The following is a 16,623-nucleotide window of genomic DNA, read 5'->3' as shown; positions in this document are numbered from 1 at the left end:
AAATTATGAGTGATAAAAAGCCCAATCAACGGATTAGGCTTTTTCATGTTAGTCTTTCTTTGTTTTACGAGAGAGTCCAAAGGCAGCACTCATGCTAAGAAGACCAAGACCTAGAGTCGTCAAGGCAATTGAGGTCTTGCTTCCTGTATTTGGAAGACTTGCTTCTTTTTGAGGAAGAGCTGCTGGTGCGATATAAACTTCCGTTTTCACAGGCTCGTTTTTAGCAGGTGTAAATACGGTCGGTTTCGCAGGTGTTACAACAGCCGGTTTTTGAGGAGTAGGAGTCGGTGTTGCAGGCGTTTGGATGCTAGATGTTTGTGGTTTTGCTTTCGCCACACGATGAGATTTTGAGATCAACTCATACTTGTCTGTTTGGACTTTGAAGACACGACCTTTTTGGACAGTTTCAACGACTTTATTGGCAAATTGAACGTTCAACAAGTTAGCAAAGTTTTTGTCGATATCTAGGTAGAGACCATTTGTTCCATTGACCAATGGATCAAAGTCTTTTTTTTCACGTGTTTCACCAACCACTGTCAAAGAGATACCAGCATCTTGAAGGGCTTTCAGTGTCGCTTCTTTGGTTGGTGTATCCTTTGTAAGATCAATGTCCTCATCTGTAATCAAGAAAGCAAAGCGATGGTTGTTTGCCCCAGTCCCCCAGTTGTAGTCTCCTGAAGTAGCGATATGATGCAATGGAACAGTAGCATTTTCATAGTAGCCTTTAGTTTTGATGGTTTTCAAAGCAGAAATGAAACTTTCTGGATCACTTGTGAACTTAGATCCATTGAAATCATGGTATTTAACTTCACTAGCTCTTTCGTATTCAACCAATCCTAAACGAGCTTGAATATTTTTTGCCGATAGATTGCGAACGAAGGTCTCGACATTCTTCATCGTATCCCTGATGTGAGAATCCATTGAAGTTGATTTGTCAATGACAAAGACGATGTCTGATGTTGCTTGAACTTCTTTTTTATTGACCACATCGGCTTCTTTTGTCACTTCGACTACAGTTGTTTTATTAACTGTTTCAGTTGTTGTCTCAGTGTAGTCCGCTGTTTCCTTGGTTGATGTAGCTGTCTTAGTAGATGAGACCGGTTTTGAAGTGCCAACAGGTGTGTTTGGATCTGCTAAGCTAGTCGTTTTGATGGTTGCTGTTGAAGTAGTGGTGGTGTCTGCACCGTCTGTTTTAGCAGATGGGCCAGTTTTTTTGACGTCCACAGCGATGATATCCCCAGTTTTTGCTTTATCAGCAGGAACAACTGGTGTATTGGCTTTGGCGTTGATTTCTTCTGTTGCAGCCGTGATAGGTGATTTTGCTGCTGTAGTGGCTGCAGGAGCAGCTTGGGTTGTGCTAGGTGCAACGTCATCAGCAGAAGCAATAGTCGTTCCTGTGAAGACAGTTCCTAAAACAACGGAAGCTAAAGTTAAAGTTTGTTTACGTGAAATAGTATATTTTTTCAAAATACGTCCCCTTTTTCTATCATACAGGTTTTTGAAAAACTTGTCAACGGTATAATAATCAAGGGTTTCCGAGCTTTTTATATCTCTAATTATTAATAAAAAGTCGAATAAGTGAAATATACACAAAATAATTTAATTATACAATACATGCGAAAGAAAATAGGATTCCTAGCAATTTGCAGGAATCCTTATTTTATCGGCATTTCTACTCTATTTTTTAGTCGTAAAAAATACTAGCTAGTCACTTTATTTATGTTTCTGCATTAGCACTAAGAACAAAGACTACGACTAGTTTAGTAATTTTTCAAAGAATTGGATGACCTCCGGTTTGAGATTACTTTCCTTCGGTTCAACTAGTGAAACGTAAAAGCTGATCCGTTCATTTTCTGCCATCGGAATCGCGATCAGTTCTTCTTCACCATCTGTTAGTGCAAGATCTGCTAGTAAACTGATCCCCACTTGTTTACGAAGGAGTTGTTTTAGAAGCTGAATATCATCCGTCTGAAAGAAGGGCGTAGCCTCATGGTGATAGCGCTCATTCAACTGTTCAAAGGCTTTTAAATGAACAAAGTGCTCGTCTGGAATGATAAAATCTTCATCGATGACGTCTGAAAATTGTAATACTTTTTTTGAGGCTAGTGGATGGTTGTGATGAAGGATATAGAAGAGATCTCGTTTGGCCATTTCTCTTACCTGGAAGCGATGATCTTTAATCGGTTCTAAACTCCCTAAAAAACTAGCATCTAGTTCTCCTTTGGAAAGCATTTCTAAAAGTTCAACAGATCCTTCTTGGACAGGATGGATACTTTGAAGAGCTGCAACATTACTGATAAAGGCGGGTTGTTTTCGGACAAGATAGTCAATGATGATTGGTGGGAAACCAACCGTATTGAATTGAGAGAGACTCCGGAGGATCTCTTTTTTGGCCCCTTGAATCTCAGGTAAGACCTTTTGAATATGTCGTAGCAAGATTTCTCCTTGGGGCGTCAATTTGAAAGTACGATGAGAAGGATCGTGCGCGATTAATGGACAGTGAAATTCCTTTTCTAGTCGTTTAATCGCATAGGAAACGGATGGTTGACTGATCCCGTGTTTTTGGGCAACCCCAGTAAAGGATTGCTGTTGACTAAGATCAAGAAAATAATAAAAGTCCTTAAGATTCATTGGGCTCCCTCTTCTAAATAGACAGACATGGATAAGCAAAAATTATCCGTGATAGCTAATTTGACTATATGATTTTTTGTTTGTTACAATCTGAGGTGAGTCAGAGGACAATTAAAGGCTATCTAAAAGATCTTCGAAAATCGTTAGGATCTTCTCCCTTTTTCCAACTGGAAGTTGCTTAATTTTCATATTTACTCTCTTAAGTGAAAGGCTGTCAGTAGGATCTGAAGACGCTTCGAGTGAATCAAAATTGAAGAATTCTTCAGGCGTTAACTCAAGAGCAGAAATGACTTTTTCAAGACTGTGAATGGTCAGATTCACGTTTTGATTTTCCAATTGATTGATGTATTTTAATCCAAGATCTGCCCGTTCCGATAGCTCCTCTTGACTCATGTTTTGTTTTTTTCGCAAATATTTGACCTTTTGCGCTATATACCGTTGTAAATAATGTTTTGTTTTCATGTAACCAGAATACAAGTTTTAAATGACAAAAATAACACCTTAAACAAAACAAAGTATTTTATAACAAACATATTTTAGATTTATTATCTATGGTTTTTATAGGTATTGATCATCATAAGTGGAAAAAAGAGTACCTGAAAACAGTGGATCTTTTGATGAGAATAACCTTCTAAAAGGTGGAAAGGAACAGGCTTTTTTAAGAGATGACCGTGACTATCTAGGAAGTGATGGATAAACCTATTATTTTGTTATCTTTTGAAATCGCATCATTTTCGGTTGCATCGCCTGAACATTCATTGCCTGATTCATTCATATTGTATCATATACATAACAAAGTGTCATTTAAAGAAAATAAGTGTTATAATAGAATAAAATAAATAAGGAGGTCACATGATGACTGCACATGATATTTTAAACAACCCTTTCCTTAACAAGGGAACTGCCTTTACTTTAGAGGAACGTAAGCAACTAGGTCTCATTGGCCTCCTACCACCTTACGTTCAAACCATTGAAGAACAAGCAGCGCAAACTTATGCGCAAATGCAAACAAAGGTTAATGATTTGGAAAAACGTTTGTTCCTAATGGAAATTTTTAATACAAATCGTACTCTATTTTACTACCTATTTGCTCAACATTTGGAAGAATTTAATCCCATTGTCTATGACCCAACCATTGCTGATACCATTGAAGGGTATAGCGATCTCTTTGTAGATCCACAATATGCCGCATATCTTGATATCAATCATCCTGAAAATATCGAAGCAACTTTGAAAAATGCAGCAGGGGACCGTGAAATTCGTCTTATTGTTGTGACAGATGCAGAAGGTATTCTCGGTATTGGTGACTGGGGTACAAATGGTGTTGATATTTCTGTTGGGAAATTGATGGTCTATACTGGAGCTGCAGGAATCGATCCTTCAACGGTGCTTCCTTTGGTCATTGATGCAGGTACCAACCGTGAAGAATTGCGTAACAATCCTAATTACTTAGGAAATCGTCACGAACGTGTGCGTGGAGATCGTTATTATGATTTTATCGATCAATTTGTTCAAACTGCAGAACGCCTCTTCCCTAAACTCTATCTGCACTGGGAAGATTTTGGTCGCTTAAATGCTGCTAACATCCTTGAAAAATACCGGAAGCAAATCCCAACCTTTAACGATGATATCCAAGGAACTGGTATTGTTACCCTAGGTGGGATCTTTGGGGCATTGGATATTACAGGTGAAAAATTAACGGATCAAGTTTATCTCTGCTATGGTGGTGGGACTGCTGGTGCAGGGATTGCTTCTCGTGTCCTTCGTGAAATGGTTAGTGAAGGTCTACCTGAAGAAGAAGCTTATAAACGCTTCTTTATGGTCGACAAACAAGGTCTCCTTTTTGATGATATGGATGACTTAACGCCGCAACAAAAACCATTTGCTAAGAAACGTTCTGATTTTGCCAATGCAGATCAGTTGACGGACCTTCTTGAAGTAGTGAAGACGGTTAAACCAACCATTCTTGTGGGAACTTCAACTCAGCCGAATACTTTCACAAAAGAAATTGTAGAAGCTATGTGTGAAAACACTGAACGTCCTATCATTTTCCCATTGTCAAACCCGACCAAACTAGCTGAGGCAAGTGCCAAAGATTTGATCGAATGGTCAGACGGAAAAGCATTTGTTGCAACAGGAATTCCAGCTGGTACAGTTTCCTATAAAGGTGTGGACTACGTGATTGGTCAAGCGAATAATGCCCTGATTTACCCAGGTCTTGGACTTGGTATGCTGGCTTCTGAAGCGAGTCTTTTGACGGATGAAATGATTGGAGCAGCCGCACATTCATTGAGTGGGATTGTCAATCCAGGCGAACCAGGAGCACCAGTCTTACCTCCATTCAAGTATGTAGCTGATGTTTCTATCAAAGTAGCAGAAGCAGTTGCTAAAAAAGCGCAAGAACAAGGTCTTGCGCGTGCTCAAGAAACAGATATGGCTAAAGCGGTACGTGATTTGAAATGGTATCCAGAATATAAATAAGTAAATTTAATGGAGGTGTACGAGTGCGACTGGATGCCTTGTACACCTTTTCTTGTATGTCCTGTTAGATAGAAAGGGAGACTATGGAAATCTTTTTAACGTCAATTCAGAGTATTGTACCCATTATCGTCATCATCATTCTTGGTTATTTCTTGCAAGTCCGAGGTTGGTTTCAAGAGAGTTTTGGAAATGACTTATCTAAACTGATTATGAATGTGGCCATGCCCGTTGCAATTTTCACCTCTGTTCTTAAATATTTAACTTTAGATAAGCTGATTAGCTTGTCTGGCGGTTTGCTCTATACGTTTATCGCCTTCATTCTTGGTTACCTAGCGGCCTTTATCGCGGTGAAAGTTTTTAGAGTGCGCCCAGGACGCCGAGGAACCATGATTAATACCTTTGTCAATGCCAATACCATATTTATTGGTTTGCCTTTAAATATCGCTCTGTTTGGAAATCAAGCCCTTCCTTATTTCTTAGTGTATTATATTACAAATACAGTATCTACTTGGACATTAGGTGTCTATCTGATGACTTCTGATAGTAAAGAAGGGGCTTCAAAACAGGCTCAAAAATTTAATTGGAAGAAGCTTTTCCCAGCTCCTTTATTAGGTTTTCTCGTAGCCCTCGTCTTTTTGGTGTTGCGTATTCCTGTTCCAAGTTTTGCAGAAAGCACCTTGACTTATATTGGTAGTTTAACAACGCCCTTATCTCTTGTCTATATCGGTATCGTCCTAGCTAAGGCAGGCCTTAAGACGATTCGCTTTGATAAAGATACCATTATCACACTGGTTGGTCGTTTTATTCTTGCACCTGTCATCATGCTCTTGGTTCTGAAGTTCTTCTCTCCAAATATGGTGGCACCAGAATTTAGAACCTTTATGATTCAATCAGCAACACCAGCCTTGGCAGTTCTTCCTATCCTTGCCAATCAAGGTAAAGGCGATGTTGAGTTTTCAACGAATGTGGTCACTCTCAGCACAGTCTTATTTGTGATTGTGGTTCCAATTCTGCAGACATTGTTGGGATAGCATTTATATGAAAATGATGTAGTTTTAGTGCTATACATTCGTCAAAAAGGACGTCGGGTATTATACTCGACGTCCTTTTTAAACGGATGACTAGATCAACACATAGGTTTCAACCGCTTGCCCAGCCCCGTTTTCATTATTGTCCTTTGTCACGACTGCTGCTTCGTCTTTCACCTCTTGAGGAGCGTTGCCCATAGCGACACCGATGCCTGCTTTTTTGAGCATAGGAAGGTCATTGAAGTTGTCCCCCATGGTGAGGACTTCTTCTAAGCTCAAGTGGTAGTGGTTGGCGAGTTCAACCAGAGCATCCTCTTTAGAGACGTGCTTAGCAGTAACTTCTAGGTAGTTGGCTTTGGAGAGATAAAAGGCGGTAGAAGGGAAGTCATCGGCAGAAATAGCACGATAGAGGGCTTGGATCTCTTCTGCTTCTCCAATTAAGAGCAATTTGTGGAGGGGCTTTGTCATATCCAGCAAAGGATCCAATAGGGGAAGAATAAGAGGTTTTTCCCCTGTAATCCGGGCTTCCTCTCGGCTCCATTGGTCGAGATGATCGGTCATCCAGTCTTTTCCGCTATAGAGGTTGATCGAAACTTGAGGGAAGTGTTGGTTGGCCCAGTCGATAAACTGACGAGCTTCATTCTTGTCTAAGGGATGCTCAAACAGAACCTGCTCGCCTTTTTGAATCAAGGCCCCGTTGTAGCAGGCCATGGGGCAGTCTTCTATACCGAGCTCTTTGGCAATAGGAGCCATCCCTTTGGGAGAACGAGCAGAGGCCAGAACGAAAGGAATCTCTTCGCGTTTCAAATCTGGGATGAGAGTCAGTAAATCAGAATCGATCTGGTGTAGATCATTTAAGATGGTGCCATCGATATCGCTGATGATGAGACGGATGTGAGACATAAAATTACCTCCTAGTAAAGAATAGTGGTTTCGTTGCCAACTTGTTTTAGGATTTCCGGGCTTGGTTTTTGGTCGGTAATCCAATAGTCAAATTGCTTGAGATGAGCGAGATAGTAGTTGGCATTTTGGGAGAACTTGATGCTTTCTGCCACCAGCACCTTGGTACGAGCTCGTTCAAAGACGAGGGATTTGACTGCAACGTCTTCAGCATCTTCAAAGGTGACTTCGCCATTGGCTAAGCTACTCGCTCCAAAAAAAGCGAGATCAAAGCGAAGATTGTCCAGTATTTGTGCTTGATTCGCGTCATAGTAGAAGCGGTTTTTAGGGTAGAATTTCCCTCCTAAAAGATGAAAGTCAACCTGGGAATGGCTACTGAGTTGGATAGCATTGTCAAGGGAGTGCGAATAGACTGTAAGATCTCCATCAAGCAGGCCTGCCAGCAAAGTGATTGAGGTAGAGGCATCGAGAAAGATCACTTGGCCATTTTGGATCCATTGCAAGGCTTTTTGAGCCATGGCAGTCTTTTCCTTGTTGGCCTTTTGACTGCGGTCTAGATAAGAAGGGCCAGGTTCTTTGTTTAAGGGAAGGAGACCACCGTGTGTCCTGCGAACCAGCTGGCGTTGGCTAAGGAGAGCGAAGTCACGACGGATGGTATCTTTTGAGACCTTGAAGTAGTCGACCATTTCTTTGGCCGATAGTTGTTTTCGCTCTTCTAAAAGTTCTAGGATTTTTTCGAGTCGCTGTTCCTGATACATGAGCTTGCTCCTTATTTCTGTTCTTGCCTATATTTTACATTATCTATTAAGCCAATGCAAGTGTTTTTAATTATTTTTAAGCGTTTGTGATCTTTTTTCTTGCAAACCCTTATTCTGACGTTTGTTTTAAAGGGGGAATTCTGCTATAATATGTCAAAATAACGTGGAGGTTTCCTTATGGCCAGTGAATATGAAAAAATGATTGCGGGTGATTTTTATAGACCTGCTGACCCTGAATTACGGGCTTTGGCCCAAGCCTCTCGGGAGAAACAAGAAGCCTTTAACCAAGAGGTGGATCCCAAAAAAGGGGTAGCTATCATCAAAGAGTGGTTTGGTTCAACCGGTGAAAACCTCTATCTTAATCGCCAGGTTCTTGTAGATTATGGGGTTAATATCCATCTGGGAGAAAATTTCTATGCCAATTACAATTTGACCATGTTGGATGTATGTCCCATTACGATTGGAAAGAATGCCATGATTGGTCCTAACTGCCAATTCTTGACCCCCTTGCACCCACTGGATCCAGACGAGCGCAATTCTGGTCTCGAGTACGGGGCGCCGATTACGATAGGAGATAACTTCTGGGCAGGAGGAGGGGTCACCATCCTTCCTGGTGTCACGCTGGGTGACAATGTGGTTGCTGGCGCAGGAGCAGTGGTCACAAAATCCTTTGGAGACAATGTGGTCCTTGGAGGAAATCCAGCCCGTGTCATTAAAGAAATACCCGTTAAAAAGGAGAAGGAATGATCCATAAACATGAAATACCCATTTTAGAGTTTGATGACAATCCACAGGCAGTCATTATGCCGACCCATGAGGGGTTAGACCTGCACCTACCTGAAAAATGTGTGTATGCTTTCTTGGAAGATGAGATTGATCGCTTTGCGGAAGCTGTTGGAGCCAAACAAGTAGCTAGCTTTGTCTCAGCTACCAAGATCTATCCGGTCTATGTTATGGAGTACAAAGGAGAGGAGATCTGCTTGGCCCAGGCGCCAGTTGGATCTGCCCCTGCCGCCCAATTCATGGATTGGTTGATTGGCTATGGAGTGAAGAAGATCATATCGGCCGGTAGCTGCGGGGTCTTGGTGGACATAGAAGAAAATGCTTTTTTAATCCCGACCAAGGCCTTGCGAGATGAAGGAGCCAGTTATCATTATGTCGCGCCTTCGCGTTATATAGAGGTGGACGGCCGCGCACTGACTGCTATTGAAGCAGTTCTCAAACAAGCGTCCATTCCTTATCAAGAGGTCATGACCTGGTCGACCGATGGCTTTTATAGGGAGACACCTGACAAGGTGGCCTATCGCATCGAAGAAGGGTGTAGTGTGGTGGAGATGGAATGTGCCTCTCTTGCTGCAGTGGCCCAGCTTCGTGAGGCGGTTTGGGGCTTGCTCCTATTTACCGCAGATTCTCTAGCAGATCTGGAACATTATGACCAGCGTGACTGGGGCTCAGAAGCTTTTGAGAAGGCCTTAGAATTATGCCTAGAGATGGTTCACCACTTATAAGCCTTTTCTCTTTTTATGATATAATGAAGCTATGTTAGACAAACTATTTTTTAAACAATGGCGGGCCAAATTGACTCGCCTGTCTCCGGCAAGGCGGATCTTTCTCAGTTTTGCTTTGGTTATCCTGTTGGGATCGCTCTTACTGAGTTTGCCCTTTGTCCAGCAAGTAAGCTCAACAGCAGGATACATCGACCACCTTTTTACCGCGGTCTCCATGGTCTGTGTGACAGGACTCTTTACCCAGTCGGTTGCTTCGACCTATAATGGCTGGGGGCAATTGATTTGTATGCTCTTGATTCAGATTGGGGGCCTGGGGATTTTGACCTTTATCGGTCTCTTCTTTATGGAGAGCCGTCAAAAGCTCAGTTACAAAGACCGGCAGACCATTCGAGACAGCTTTAGCTTTAGCAATAACCAGAGCTTGGCCCGTTTTGTCCGCTCCATCTTTATTACCACCTTTACCATCGAAGGACTGGGAGCCTTGCTCCTCATGATTCGCTTTATTCCTCGCTTTGGCTGGGGCCATGGGATTTTCAACTCCATCTTTGTTGCTGTCTCGGCCTTTTGTAATGCAGGTTTTGATAATTTTGGGAGCGATAGTATGATGAGTTTCCAGACCGATTGGTTGGTCAATCTGACCTTGTCTGCTCTGATCATTACTGGGGGCTTGGGCTTTATGGTCTGGTTTGACCTAGCCACCAAGGCCCGCAACCAATCGGAACGCCGGACTCTTCGCTTTCATACCAAGGTGGTTCTCTGGTTAACAGCTGCTATCCTTCTCTTTGGGACAGTAACCAGCCTCTTGACAGAGTTTGATAATCCTGCAACGATTGGCTCCCTGCCCTTGGGAGAGAAAATTTTAGTCAGCTTCTTCCAAACGGTCAGCATGCGGACAGCTGGTTTTGCCTCCTTAGACTATACAGCAGTCCGGCCAGTGACGCTCTTCATCTACCTCTTGCAGATGTTCCTAGGTGGAGCACCGGGTGGTACCGCAGGAGGGATGAAGATCACCACCTTCCTGGTCCTCTTGCTTCTGGCTCGGAAGGAATTGTTGGGGCTACCGCATACTAACTTGGGAAAACGAACGATTTCACCAGACATTGTTCAACGTTCCTTTGGGACGGCGGTGATTTTCCAGTTGACCTTCTTACTGGGTCTGTTAGGAATCTGTTTGGTGACCCCGGATGGCCAACGCTTTATTTATCTGGTCTTTGAGGTGGTGTCGGCTCTAGCGACAGTCGGAGTGACGGCTAATGTCACCTCAACCTTAAATGGAGCGGGACTAGGCATTATCATGGTGCTCATGTTTATCGGACGGATCGGTCCCTTGACCCTTATGGTCAGCTTGAACAATTACAAGGCCAAGAAGGCAGACACCTTGCAGTATGCCAAGGCAGACATCATTATCGGATAGGAGAAACTCATGGCAAATCGAACCATTGGAATTTTAGGATTAGGAATTTTTGGACAGAGTGTCCTGAAAACCTTGCAGGATCAGGATGTGGATATTGTTGCGATTGATGATCACGCAGATGTGATCAACCAATATGAATCCATGATTACGACTGGAATTGTTGGAGACATTACGGAGTTGGACCTCTTGGATGCAGCAGATATTGGGAACTGTGACACAGTCGTCATTGCGACGGGTGAAAACCTGGAGTCCAGTGTGCTGGCTGTCATGCACTGTAAGGCACTAGGTGTCGAGCACGTCATTGCCAAGGTCAAAAATGAAGTGACCAAAGAAATTCTGGAAAAGATTGGGGCTGATTTGGTCATCCTGCCAGAGGTAGAAGCAGGCATGTCCCTCGCTAAAATGGTTCTTTTCCAACACCGGATTGAAGTTTTCCAGTTGGATGAAGAAGTGGTAGTAGTCGAGTTTACGGTCCCATCCAGCTGGGTAGGAAAAAGCCTTCAGGACTTGGCTGTCAGAGAGGAGTACCATCTCAACATTATTGGTTATCGAGATGCGGAAGATCAACCGCTTCATATTCAGATTGCTCCCGACTTTATCTGGCCAGAAGGGGTGCGCGTGATGGCGGTGACAGACAACCAGTATCTGGATAGAATCCAAGACTTGTTAGACTAATAGTGTAATGGAAACGGCCCAAAGGTCGTTTTTTTCTTCTCTAGGTTAACTCTTCTTTAAGCATTGATTGCTAAAGTAAGAGAAACAAAAATACTTCCATTGTGGGAATAGAAGGATGAAAGATGATATTTTTTAACAGAATACGACCCAAACAGCCCTTAAAAGAGCTCAAATGGTTTGATATTGGCATTGTGACGGTCATTCTCTTTGGGCAATTCATTGTCCGCTCGACCCAGCTGTTTTTAGCCAGTTTTCAGCCAGTTGCGCAGACTGCAGTAGCCACAAGCAGTAGCAGTACTGCAAGTGAAGGAGCTGCTTATTCCAGCAATATGACCCTGCAATTGATCTTGCTGGCTCTAGCCCTTCTTTACTTGCTGCTCCGTCGCTTTGATTTTAAACAATTGCCGATCCGCTTCAAGTGGTCCACCTTGATCTGGGTGCCCCTGCTCTTTGCAGCGATGGGACTTTTTGGAGATGTGATCTCAACGGTTTCGGGTGAATACAATTACCTAAGTCCGAGTCTTTGGCCTTTTATCGATCCTATGCAGATCCTCCATAAGTTCATGGCTTTGAGTCCCATGGCAATTGCTTATGGTTTGCTCAATGGATTTTATGAAGAATTTTTCTTTTTGGGCTTAATGACTTCGGTAAGTGAGAAGAACAAGTGGAAGGCACTGGCCTTTTCAACCCTGATCCGTTTTTCTTTCCACACCTATCAAGGGCTTCTCTGGGCCTTTGTGATTGGCGTCATTTATGGACTCTTTTATTACGTCATGTACAAGAAGGTCGTCAAGAATCTCTTGCCATTTTTCCTCATGCATGCCTTGGCAGATATGTTTGGCTCGAGTCTTATGTATCTCTTGATCAATTGGGGAAGTTGATCTTATAAAATTTTAGGAAAGGCTCTGTCAAGTGTTGACAGGCCTTTTTTTGAGTGCTATAGTAAAATCGTAAGCGTTTACCTAGTGAAGCGAAGCAGATGAAAAGAGGGCGAGTCAGATGCCCTATAAAAAGAGGAGGACAGACAAATGGCAGGACCAGTCATAGAGGGAGAAAACTATCGGATATCCGTATTAACGGAATCTTTGGTGCGCTTGGAATACTCTGAAGATGGTGTTTTTGAAGATGGTCAGACGCAAGTTGTACAACATCGAGATTTTGGACCTGTTGCCTGTGAGGTCGTAGAGACAGAAGCTGTTCTCGATCTTCATACAGAGCATCTCCACCTCCATTTTGAAAAGGGACCTTTTGCCCCGGATCGGCTTTTTATCGAACTCAAGGGTCAGTATGCAGTCTATGGGAGCCGGTGGCATTATGGAGATCAGCCGGAGACCTTAAAGGGGACCAGTCGGACGCTTGACGAGGTCGATGGGGCTATGGAGTTGCAAGATGGGATCTTGAGCAAGGCCGGTTATGCTCTTTTAGACGATTCCGCTTCCTATTTGTATGATGACGAAAGCGGTTTTAGAGCACGGCCCTATCCAGAAGTGGATCTGTATTTCTTCGGTTATGGGCGCGATTATCTAGGCGCCTTAAAAGATTTTTACCATCTGACAGGACAGCCCCCACTCTTGCCACGTTATGCTCTGGGAAACTGGTGGAGTCGCTATTGGCCTTATACCAGTCAGGAGTATACAGATTTGATGGATCGGTTCAAAGCAGAAGGGGTGCCTCTTGCAGTCAGTGTGATCGATATGGACTGGCACAAGACGGCGATTCCTGCTCGCTTTGGAAGTGGTTGGACTGGCTATAGTTGGAACCGGGATTTGATTCCTGATCCAGCTGCCTTCTTAAATGGCCTGCATGAGCGTGGTTTAAAGGTGACCTTAAATGTCCATCCGGCAGATGGAATTCGCGCCTTCGAAGATGCTTATCCCATGGTCGCAAAACGCTTGGGACTGGATGCGGAAAAAGAAGAAGCGGCTAGCTTTGATTTTTATAGTCCAGCTTTTCGCGAAGCTTATTTCGAAGATGTCCACCATCCTTTGGAAGATCAAGGAGTGGACTTTTGGTGGATTGATTGGCAGCAAGGTAGTCATGGCAAGATGGATCCCCTTTGGTTGTTAAATCACTATCATTATCTAGACAATTGCCGAAAAGGCCAAGCTGGTCTCATCTTATCACGATATGGGGGTCCTGGTAGCCATCGGTATCCGATTGGTTTTTCAGGGGACACTATTGTGACTTGGGAATCCCTAGCCTTTCAACCCTATTTTACCAGCACAGCTTCCAATATCGGCTACACCTGGTGGAGTCATGATATCGGTGGCCATATGCGGGGCTACTATGATGAAGACTTGTCGCTTCGCTGGTTGCAGTTTGGGGTCTTTAGCCCGATCAATCGTCTCCATAGTTCTTGTAATGCCTTTAACAGCAAGGAACCGTGGTTTTACTCGTCTGAGACCTGTTGCTTGATGAAGCAGTATTTGCGCCTGCGCCATAGCTTACTGCCTTATCTCTACACCATGAATGTTGCGACGCACGAAGAAGGGCTACCCTTGGTTCAACCCCTCTATTACCACTACCCAAATGAAGAAGAGGTTTATGAAGCGAAGAATCAATATTTCTTTGGCAGTGAACTCATGGTGGCGCCAATTACCGAAGCGCTGGATCCGGTCTTTCATAGTGCTTCTGTGAGCGTTTGGTTCCCAGACGGCGTTTGGTATGATTTCTTCCATGATTGGAAGTATGAAGGAAGAGGCAAGCTCACGGTCTTTAGGACCAGCCAGGATATTCCAGTCTTTGCACGTGCGGGAGCTATCATCCCTATGGATGCACAAGCACAGACAGGAGTGGACCTTCCAGAAATGCTGGACTGGCATCTCTTCCCAGGTGACAATCGTTCCTTCGTACTCGTCGAAGGTGAAGGAGCTAGCAAGGTTGAAACCCGCCTAACAGTCGATTGGGATGAAAGAAAGATTAGGTTGGATTTAACAGGTGATCTAGCCTTGCTTCCTGAAAAGAGACAGCACCGTTTCTTGCTCCATACCTTTGAGACGGACCCTATCATAGTGGACAATCAAAGTCAGGAAATTGCGATGGGTGAGCTGCAATCGCGTCCGATTGCCAAAGAAGATCGGATGTTTGAGCTCTTAAAATCTGCCAACCTGGCCTACGATAGGAAAAATGAATTATTTGCGGCTTGTTCAAGAGCCAAGGATTGGAAACAGTTGATGAAGGTCATCACGCCTTTGGAGGAAGGCTTGCGCCAACGTCTCTTTGAAGTGATTTATTCCAGTGAAGAGAATGAAGACTTTTAAATTCTTGCAATTTCACCCCTATTTTTGTATAATGAAAGTGATTTCACAATCATAAAGGAGAAGAAAAAATGGAACAAAAATGGTGGCATAATGCCGTAATTTACCAAGTTTATCCAAAAAGTTTCAAGGATAGTAATGGCGATGGCATCGGGGATCTCAAGGGGATCACGAGCAAGCTAGACTATCTGGAAAAGCTTGGGATTACAGCCATCTGGCTCTCACCAGTCTACAAGAGTCCCATGGATGATAACGGCTATGACATCTCGGATTACGAGGATATTGCCTCCATCTTTGGTACCATGGAAGATATGGAAGAATTGATCGCAGAAGGTCATAAACGCAAGATCAAAATCATTATGGACTTGGTGGTTAACCATACCTCTGATGAGCATGCTTGGTTTATTGAGGCACGTGAAAACCCAGACAGTCCAAAGCGGGATTTCTATATTTGGCGCGATGAGCCCAATGGCATTATTTCTGCTTTTAGTGGCTCTGCTTGGGAGTTCGATGAAGCTTCAGGCCAATACTACCTGCATAACTTTAGTAAGAAGCAACCAGACCTTAACTGGGAAAATGAGGAGCTTCGTCATCAGATCTATGACATGATGAATTTCTGGATTGACAAGGGAATTGGTGGCTTCCGTATGGATGTGATCGATATGATCGGTAAGATCCCAGATCAGGAAATCATCAGCAATGGTCCCATGCTCCATCCTTACTTGAAGGAAATGAATCAAGCGACCTTTGGCGATAAGGATCTGCTTACAGTAGGAGAAACTTGGGGAGCAACTCCAGAGATTGCCAAGCAATACTCCAATCCAAAAAATCAAGAATTGTCCATGGTTTTCCAATTTGAGCACATCGGCCTTCAATACCAACCGGGTCAACCAAAGTGGCACTACGCGAAGGAATTGGATGTGCCTAAATTGAAGGAAATTTTCACCAAGTGGCAGACGGAATTAGGAGAAGAGGAAGGCTGGAATTCCCTCTTTTGGAACAACCACGATTTGCCACGGATTGTGTCTACTTGGGGGGATGATGGGGACTATCGTGTCAAATCTGCCAAGGCTTTAGCGATTCTGCTTCACTTGATGAAGGGAACTCCTTATATCTATCAAGGGGAAGAAATCGGGATGACCAATTATCCATTTAAGAGCCTTGAGGACGTAGAAGATATTGAGTCGATCAACTATGCTCATGAAGCCTTAGAAAAAGGCGTGCCGCTCGAAGTGATCATGGATCAAATCCGCCATATTGGTCGGGACAATGCCCGGACACCGATGCAGTGGAATGATGAAGCAGAAGCTGGCTTTACGACAGGTCATCCATGGCTTGCGGTCAACCCAAACTACAAAGAGATCAATGTGGAGGCTGCCCTAGCAGATCCAGACTCTATTTTCTATACCTACCAAGCCCTCATTGCTTTGCGAAAAGAGTACCCTTGGCTTGTGACAGCTGATTATGAATTGGTGGACGCAGCAGACAAGGTTTTTGCCTACAAGCGGGTAGAAGGAGAGCACGCCTATTTGGTGGTTGTCAATCTCTCCAGTCAAGAGCAAGACTTACCGCTCGTCAATGGGGTTGAAGAGGTTCTCATTGCCAATACCAAAGTAGAACAAGTCCTCGAATCAGGCAGGTTGGCCCCTTGGGATGCCTTCTGTGTTAAATTAGCCTAATGAAGCAAATGAAAAAATAGGGGAAATTACTTCCTCGTAGAAGCAGGTCTTTCTCGATAGAGAAGGCCTGTCAGATTGGGAACGACGTCATCTAAAAAACTTTCCTTAGGTGAGTTACGGACGTCAGCGAACTTCTACGAAGTTCCAAGACTAATTATTGAGCCTTAGGTCTCAATAATTCCGAGTGCTAGAAACAATAGTGTTTCTAGCACTTTTCTCACGGCGGAAAGTTTCACTAGATGATAGAATCGTTCTAACGAATACATTTTTATAGAATTTCTTAGATTTGTAA

14 protein-coding genes are annotated in these 16,623 nt (G+C 43.5%); 9 read left to right on the top strand and 5 right to left on the bottom strand.

Translation table 11 applies throughout. The features are described from left to right. Positions 1-48 precede the first annotated feature (48 nt). The 3 genes from HMPREF2893_RS07105 to HMPREF2893_RS07095 all read right to left on the bottom strand — a co-directional run bounded on the left by HMPREF2893_RS07105 (position 49) and on the right by HMPREF2893_RS07095 (position 3,093). Positions 49-1,467 (bottom strand): VWA domain-containing protein, encoded by a 1,419-nt coding sequence (locus HMPREF2893_RS07105; RefSeq protein ID WP_070675308.1) that lies wholly within the window; start codon positions 1,465-1,467, stop codon positions 49-51. A 288-nt stretch (positions 1,468-1,755) separates the two neighbouring features. Beyond that, positions 1,756-2,631 carry a LysR family transcriptional regulator gene (locus HMPREF2893_RS07100; RefSeq protein WP_049490394.1) on the bottom strand — a complete coding sequence of 292 codons (876 nt, stop codon included), beginning with the start codon at positions 2,629-2,631 and terminating at the stop codon, positions 1,756-1,758. A 111-nt stretch (positions 2,632-2,742) separates the two neighbouring features. Then, a complete protein-coding gene (locus tag HMPREF2893_RS07095; protein WP_023919061.1) occupies positions 2,743-3,093 on the bottom strand; it encodes a helix-turn-helix domain-containing protein in 351 nt (116 codons plus the stop codon). A 393-nt stretch (positions 3,094-3,486) separates the two neighbouring features. On the opposite strand from HMPREF2893_RS07095, the gene HMPREF2893_RS07090 reads away from it, so the two are divergent. Next, complete coding sequence (locus HMPREF2893_RS07090) at positions 3,487-5,112, top strand: malolactic enzyme (RefSeq protein ID WP_049490433.1); 1,626 nt, start codon at positions 3,487-3,489, stop codon at positions 5,110-5,112. Between the two features lie 83 nt (positions 5,113-5,195). Continuing rightward, the gene (locus HMPREF2893_RS07085) at positions 5,196-6,143 is read left to right on the top strand and encodes an AEC family transporter (protein ID WP_070675305.1); all 948 of its coding nucleotides are present in this window, start codon (positions 5,196-5,198) and stop codon (positions 6,141-6,143) included. Between the two features lie 90 nt (positions 6,144-6,233). Here the strand turns inward: HMPREF2893_RS07085 and HMPREF2893_RS07080 are convergent, their stop codons facing one another. Together HMPREF2893_RS07080 and HMPREF2893_RS07075 are read right to left on the bottom strand one after the other, a co-directional pair. Further along, complete coding sequence (locus HMPREF2893_RS07080; protein ID WP_049490392.1) at positions 6,234-7,043, bottom strand: Cof-type HAD-IIB family hydrolase; 810 nt, start codon at positions 7,041-7,043, stop codon at positions 6,234-6,236. 11 nt (positions 7,044-7,054) lie between these two features. Further along, entirely contained in the window at positions 7,055-7,798 is a 744-nt protein-coding gene (locus HMPREF2893_RS07075) for a DeoR/GlpR family DNA-binding transcription regulator (protein ID WP_070675302.1), read from the bottom strand. Positions 7,799-7,975: 177 nt separating this feature from the next. Here HMPREF2893_RS07075 and HMPREF2893_RS07070 point away from each other — a divergent pair, with 177 nt between their 5' ends. The 7 genes from HMPREF2893_RS07070 (at position 7,976) to HMPREF2893_RS07040 (ending at position 16,331) form a co-directional block, all read left to right on the top strand. Next, positions 7,976-8,545, top strand: a complete 570-nt coding sequence (locus HMPREF2893_RS07070) for a sugar O-acetyltransferase (RefSeq protein WP_049490387.1) — start codon at positions 7,976-7,978, stop codon at positions 8,543-8,545. Beyond that, positions 8,542-9,306, top strand: coding sequence for a nucleoside phosphorylase (locus tag HMPREF2893_RS07065; RefSeq protein WP_049490385.1), 765 nt, complete (start codon positions 8,542-8,544; stop codon positions 9,304-9,306). The genes HMPREF2893_RS07070 and HMPREF2893_RS07065 overlap by 4 nt, the downstream gene beginning before the upstream one ends. A 31-nt stretch (positions 9,307-9,337) precedes the next feature. Beyond that, the gene (locus tag HMPREF2893_RS07060; RefSeq protein ID WP_070675299.1) at positions 9,338-10,720 is read left to right on the top strand and encodes a TrkH family potassium uptake protein; all 1,383 of its coding nucleotides are present in this window, start codon (positions 9,338-9,340) and stop codon (positions 10,718-10,720) included. Positions 10,721-10,729: 9 nt separating this feature from the next. Then, complete coding sequence (locus HMPREF2893_RS07055) at positions 10,730-11,395, top strand: potassium channel family protein (protein WP_023919047.1); 666 nt, start codon at positions 10,730-10,732, stop codon at positions 11,393-11,395. Between the two features lie 122 nt (positions 11,396-11,517). Beyond that, positions 11,518-12,276, top strand: coding sequence for a CPBP family intramembrane glutamic endopeptidase (locus HMPREF2893_RS07050; protein ID WP_070675296.1), 759 nt, complete (start codon positions 11,518-11,520; stop codon positions 12,274-12,276). 147 nt (positions 12,277-12,423) lie between these two features. Then, positions 12,424-14,655 carry a glycoside hydrolase family 31 protein gene (locus HMPREF2893_RS07045; RefSeq protein WP_070675293.1) on the top strand — a complete coding sequence of 744 codons (2,232 nt, stop codon included), beginning with the start codon at positions 12,424-12,426 and terminating at the stop codon, positions 14,653-14,655. 68 nt (positions 14,656-14,723) lie between these two features. Further along, positions 14,724-16,331, top strand: coding sequence for an alpha-glucosidase (locus HMPREF2893_RS07040; RefSeq protein WP_070675290.1), 1,608 nt, complete (start codon positions 14,724-14,726; stop codon positions 16,329-16,331). Positions 16,332-16,623: the final 292 nt, after the last annotated feature.

Source organism: Streptococcus sp. HMSC072C09 (genome assembly GCF_001813105.1).
In the GTDB taxonomy this organism is placed as follows: Bacteria; Bacillota; Bacilli; order Lactobacillales; family Streptococcaceae; genus Streptococcus.
The sequence above is the reverse complement of the archived record's forward strand: the minus strand, read 5'-3'. Positions and strand labels throughout refer to the sequence as shown.

Coding starts and splice junctions, on each gene's coding strand:
- HMPREF2893_RS07100 (WP_049490394.1), bottom strand. CDS start 2,631: ATGAATCTTAAGGACTTTTATTATTTTCTTGATCTTAGTCAACAGCAA.
- HMPREF2893_RS07095 (WP_023919061.1), bottom strand. CDS start 3,093: ATGAAAACAAAACATTATTTACAACGGTATATAGCGCAAAAGGTCAAA.
- HMPREF2893_RS07090 (WP_049490433.1), top strand. CDS start 3,487: ATGACTGCACATGATATTTTAAACAACCCTTTCCTTAACAAGGGAACT.
- HMPREF2893_RS07085 (WP_070675305.1), top strand. CDS start 5,196: ATGGAAATCTTTTTAACGTCAATTCAGAGTATTGTACCCATTATCGTC.
- HMPREF2893_RS07080 (WP_049490392.1), bottom strand. CDS start 7,043: ATGTCTCACATCCGTCTCATCATCAGCGATATCGATGGCACCATCTTA.
- HMPREF2893_RS07075 (WP_070675302.1), bottom strand. CDS start 7,798: ATGTATCAGGAACAGCGACTCGAAAAAATCCTAGAACTTTTAGAAGAG.
- HMPREF2893_RS07070 (WP_049490387.1), top strand. CDS start 7,976: ATGGCCAGTGAATATGAAAAAATGATTGCGGGTGATTTTTATAGACCT.
- HMPREF2893_RS07065 (WP_049490385.1), top strand. CDS start 8,542: ATGATCCATAAACATGAAATACCCATTTTAGAGTTTGATGACAATCCA.
- HMPREF2893_RS07060 (WP_070675299.1), top strand. CDS start 9,338: ATGTTAGACAAACTATTTTTTAAACAATGGCGGGCCAAATTGACTCGC.
- HMPREF2893_RS07055 (WP_023919047.1), top strand. CDS start 10,730: ATGGCAAATCGAACCATTGGAATTTTAGGATTAGGAATTTTTGGACAG.
- HMPREF2893_RS07050 (WP_070675296.1), top strand. CDS start 11,518: ATGATATTTTTTAACAGAATACGACCCAAACAGCCCTTAAAAGAGCTC.
- HMPREF2893_RS07045 (WP_070675293.1), top strand. CDS start 12,424: ATGGCAGGACCAGTCATAGAGGGAGAAAACTATCGGATATCCGTATTA.
- HMPREF2893_RS07040 (WP_070675290.1), top strand. CDS start 14,724: ATGGAACAAAAATGGTGGCATAATGCCGTAATTTACCAAGTTTATCCA.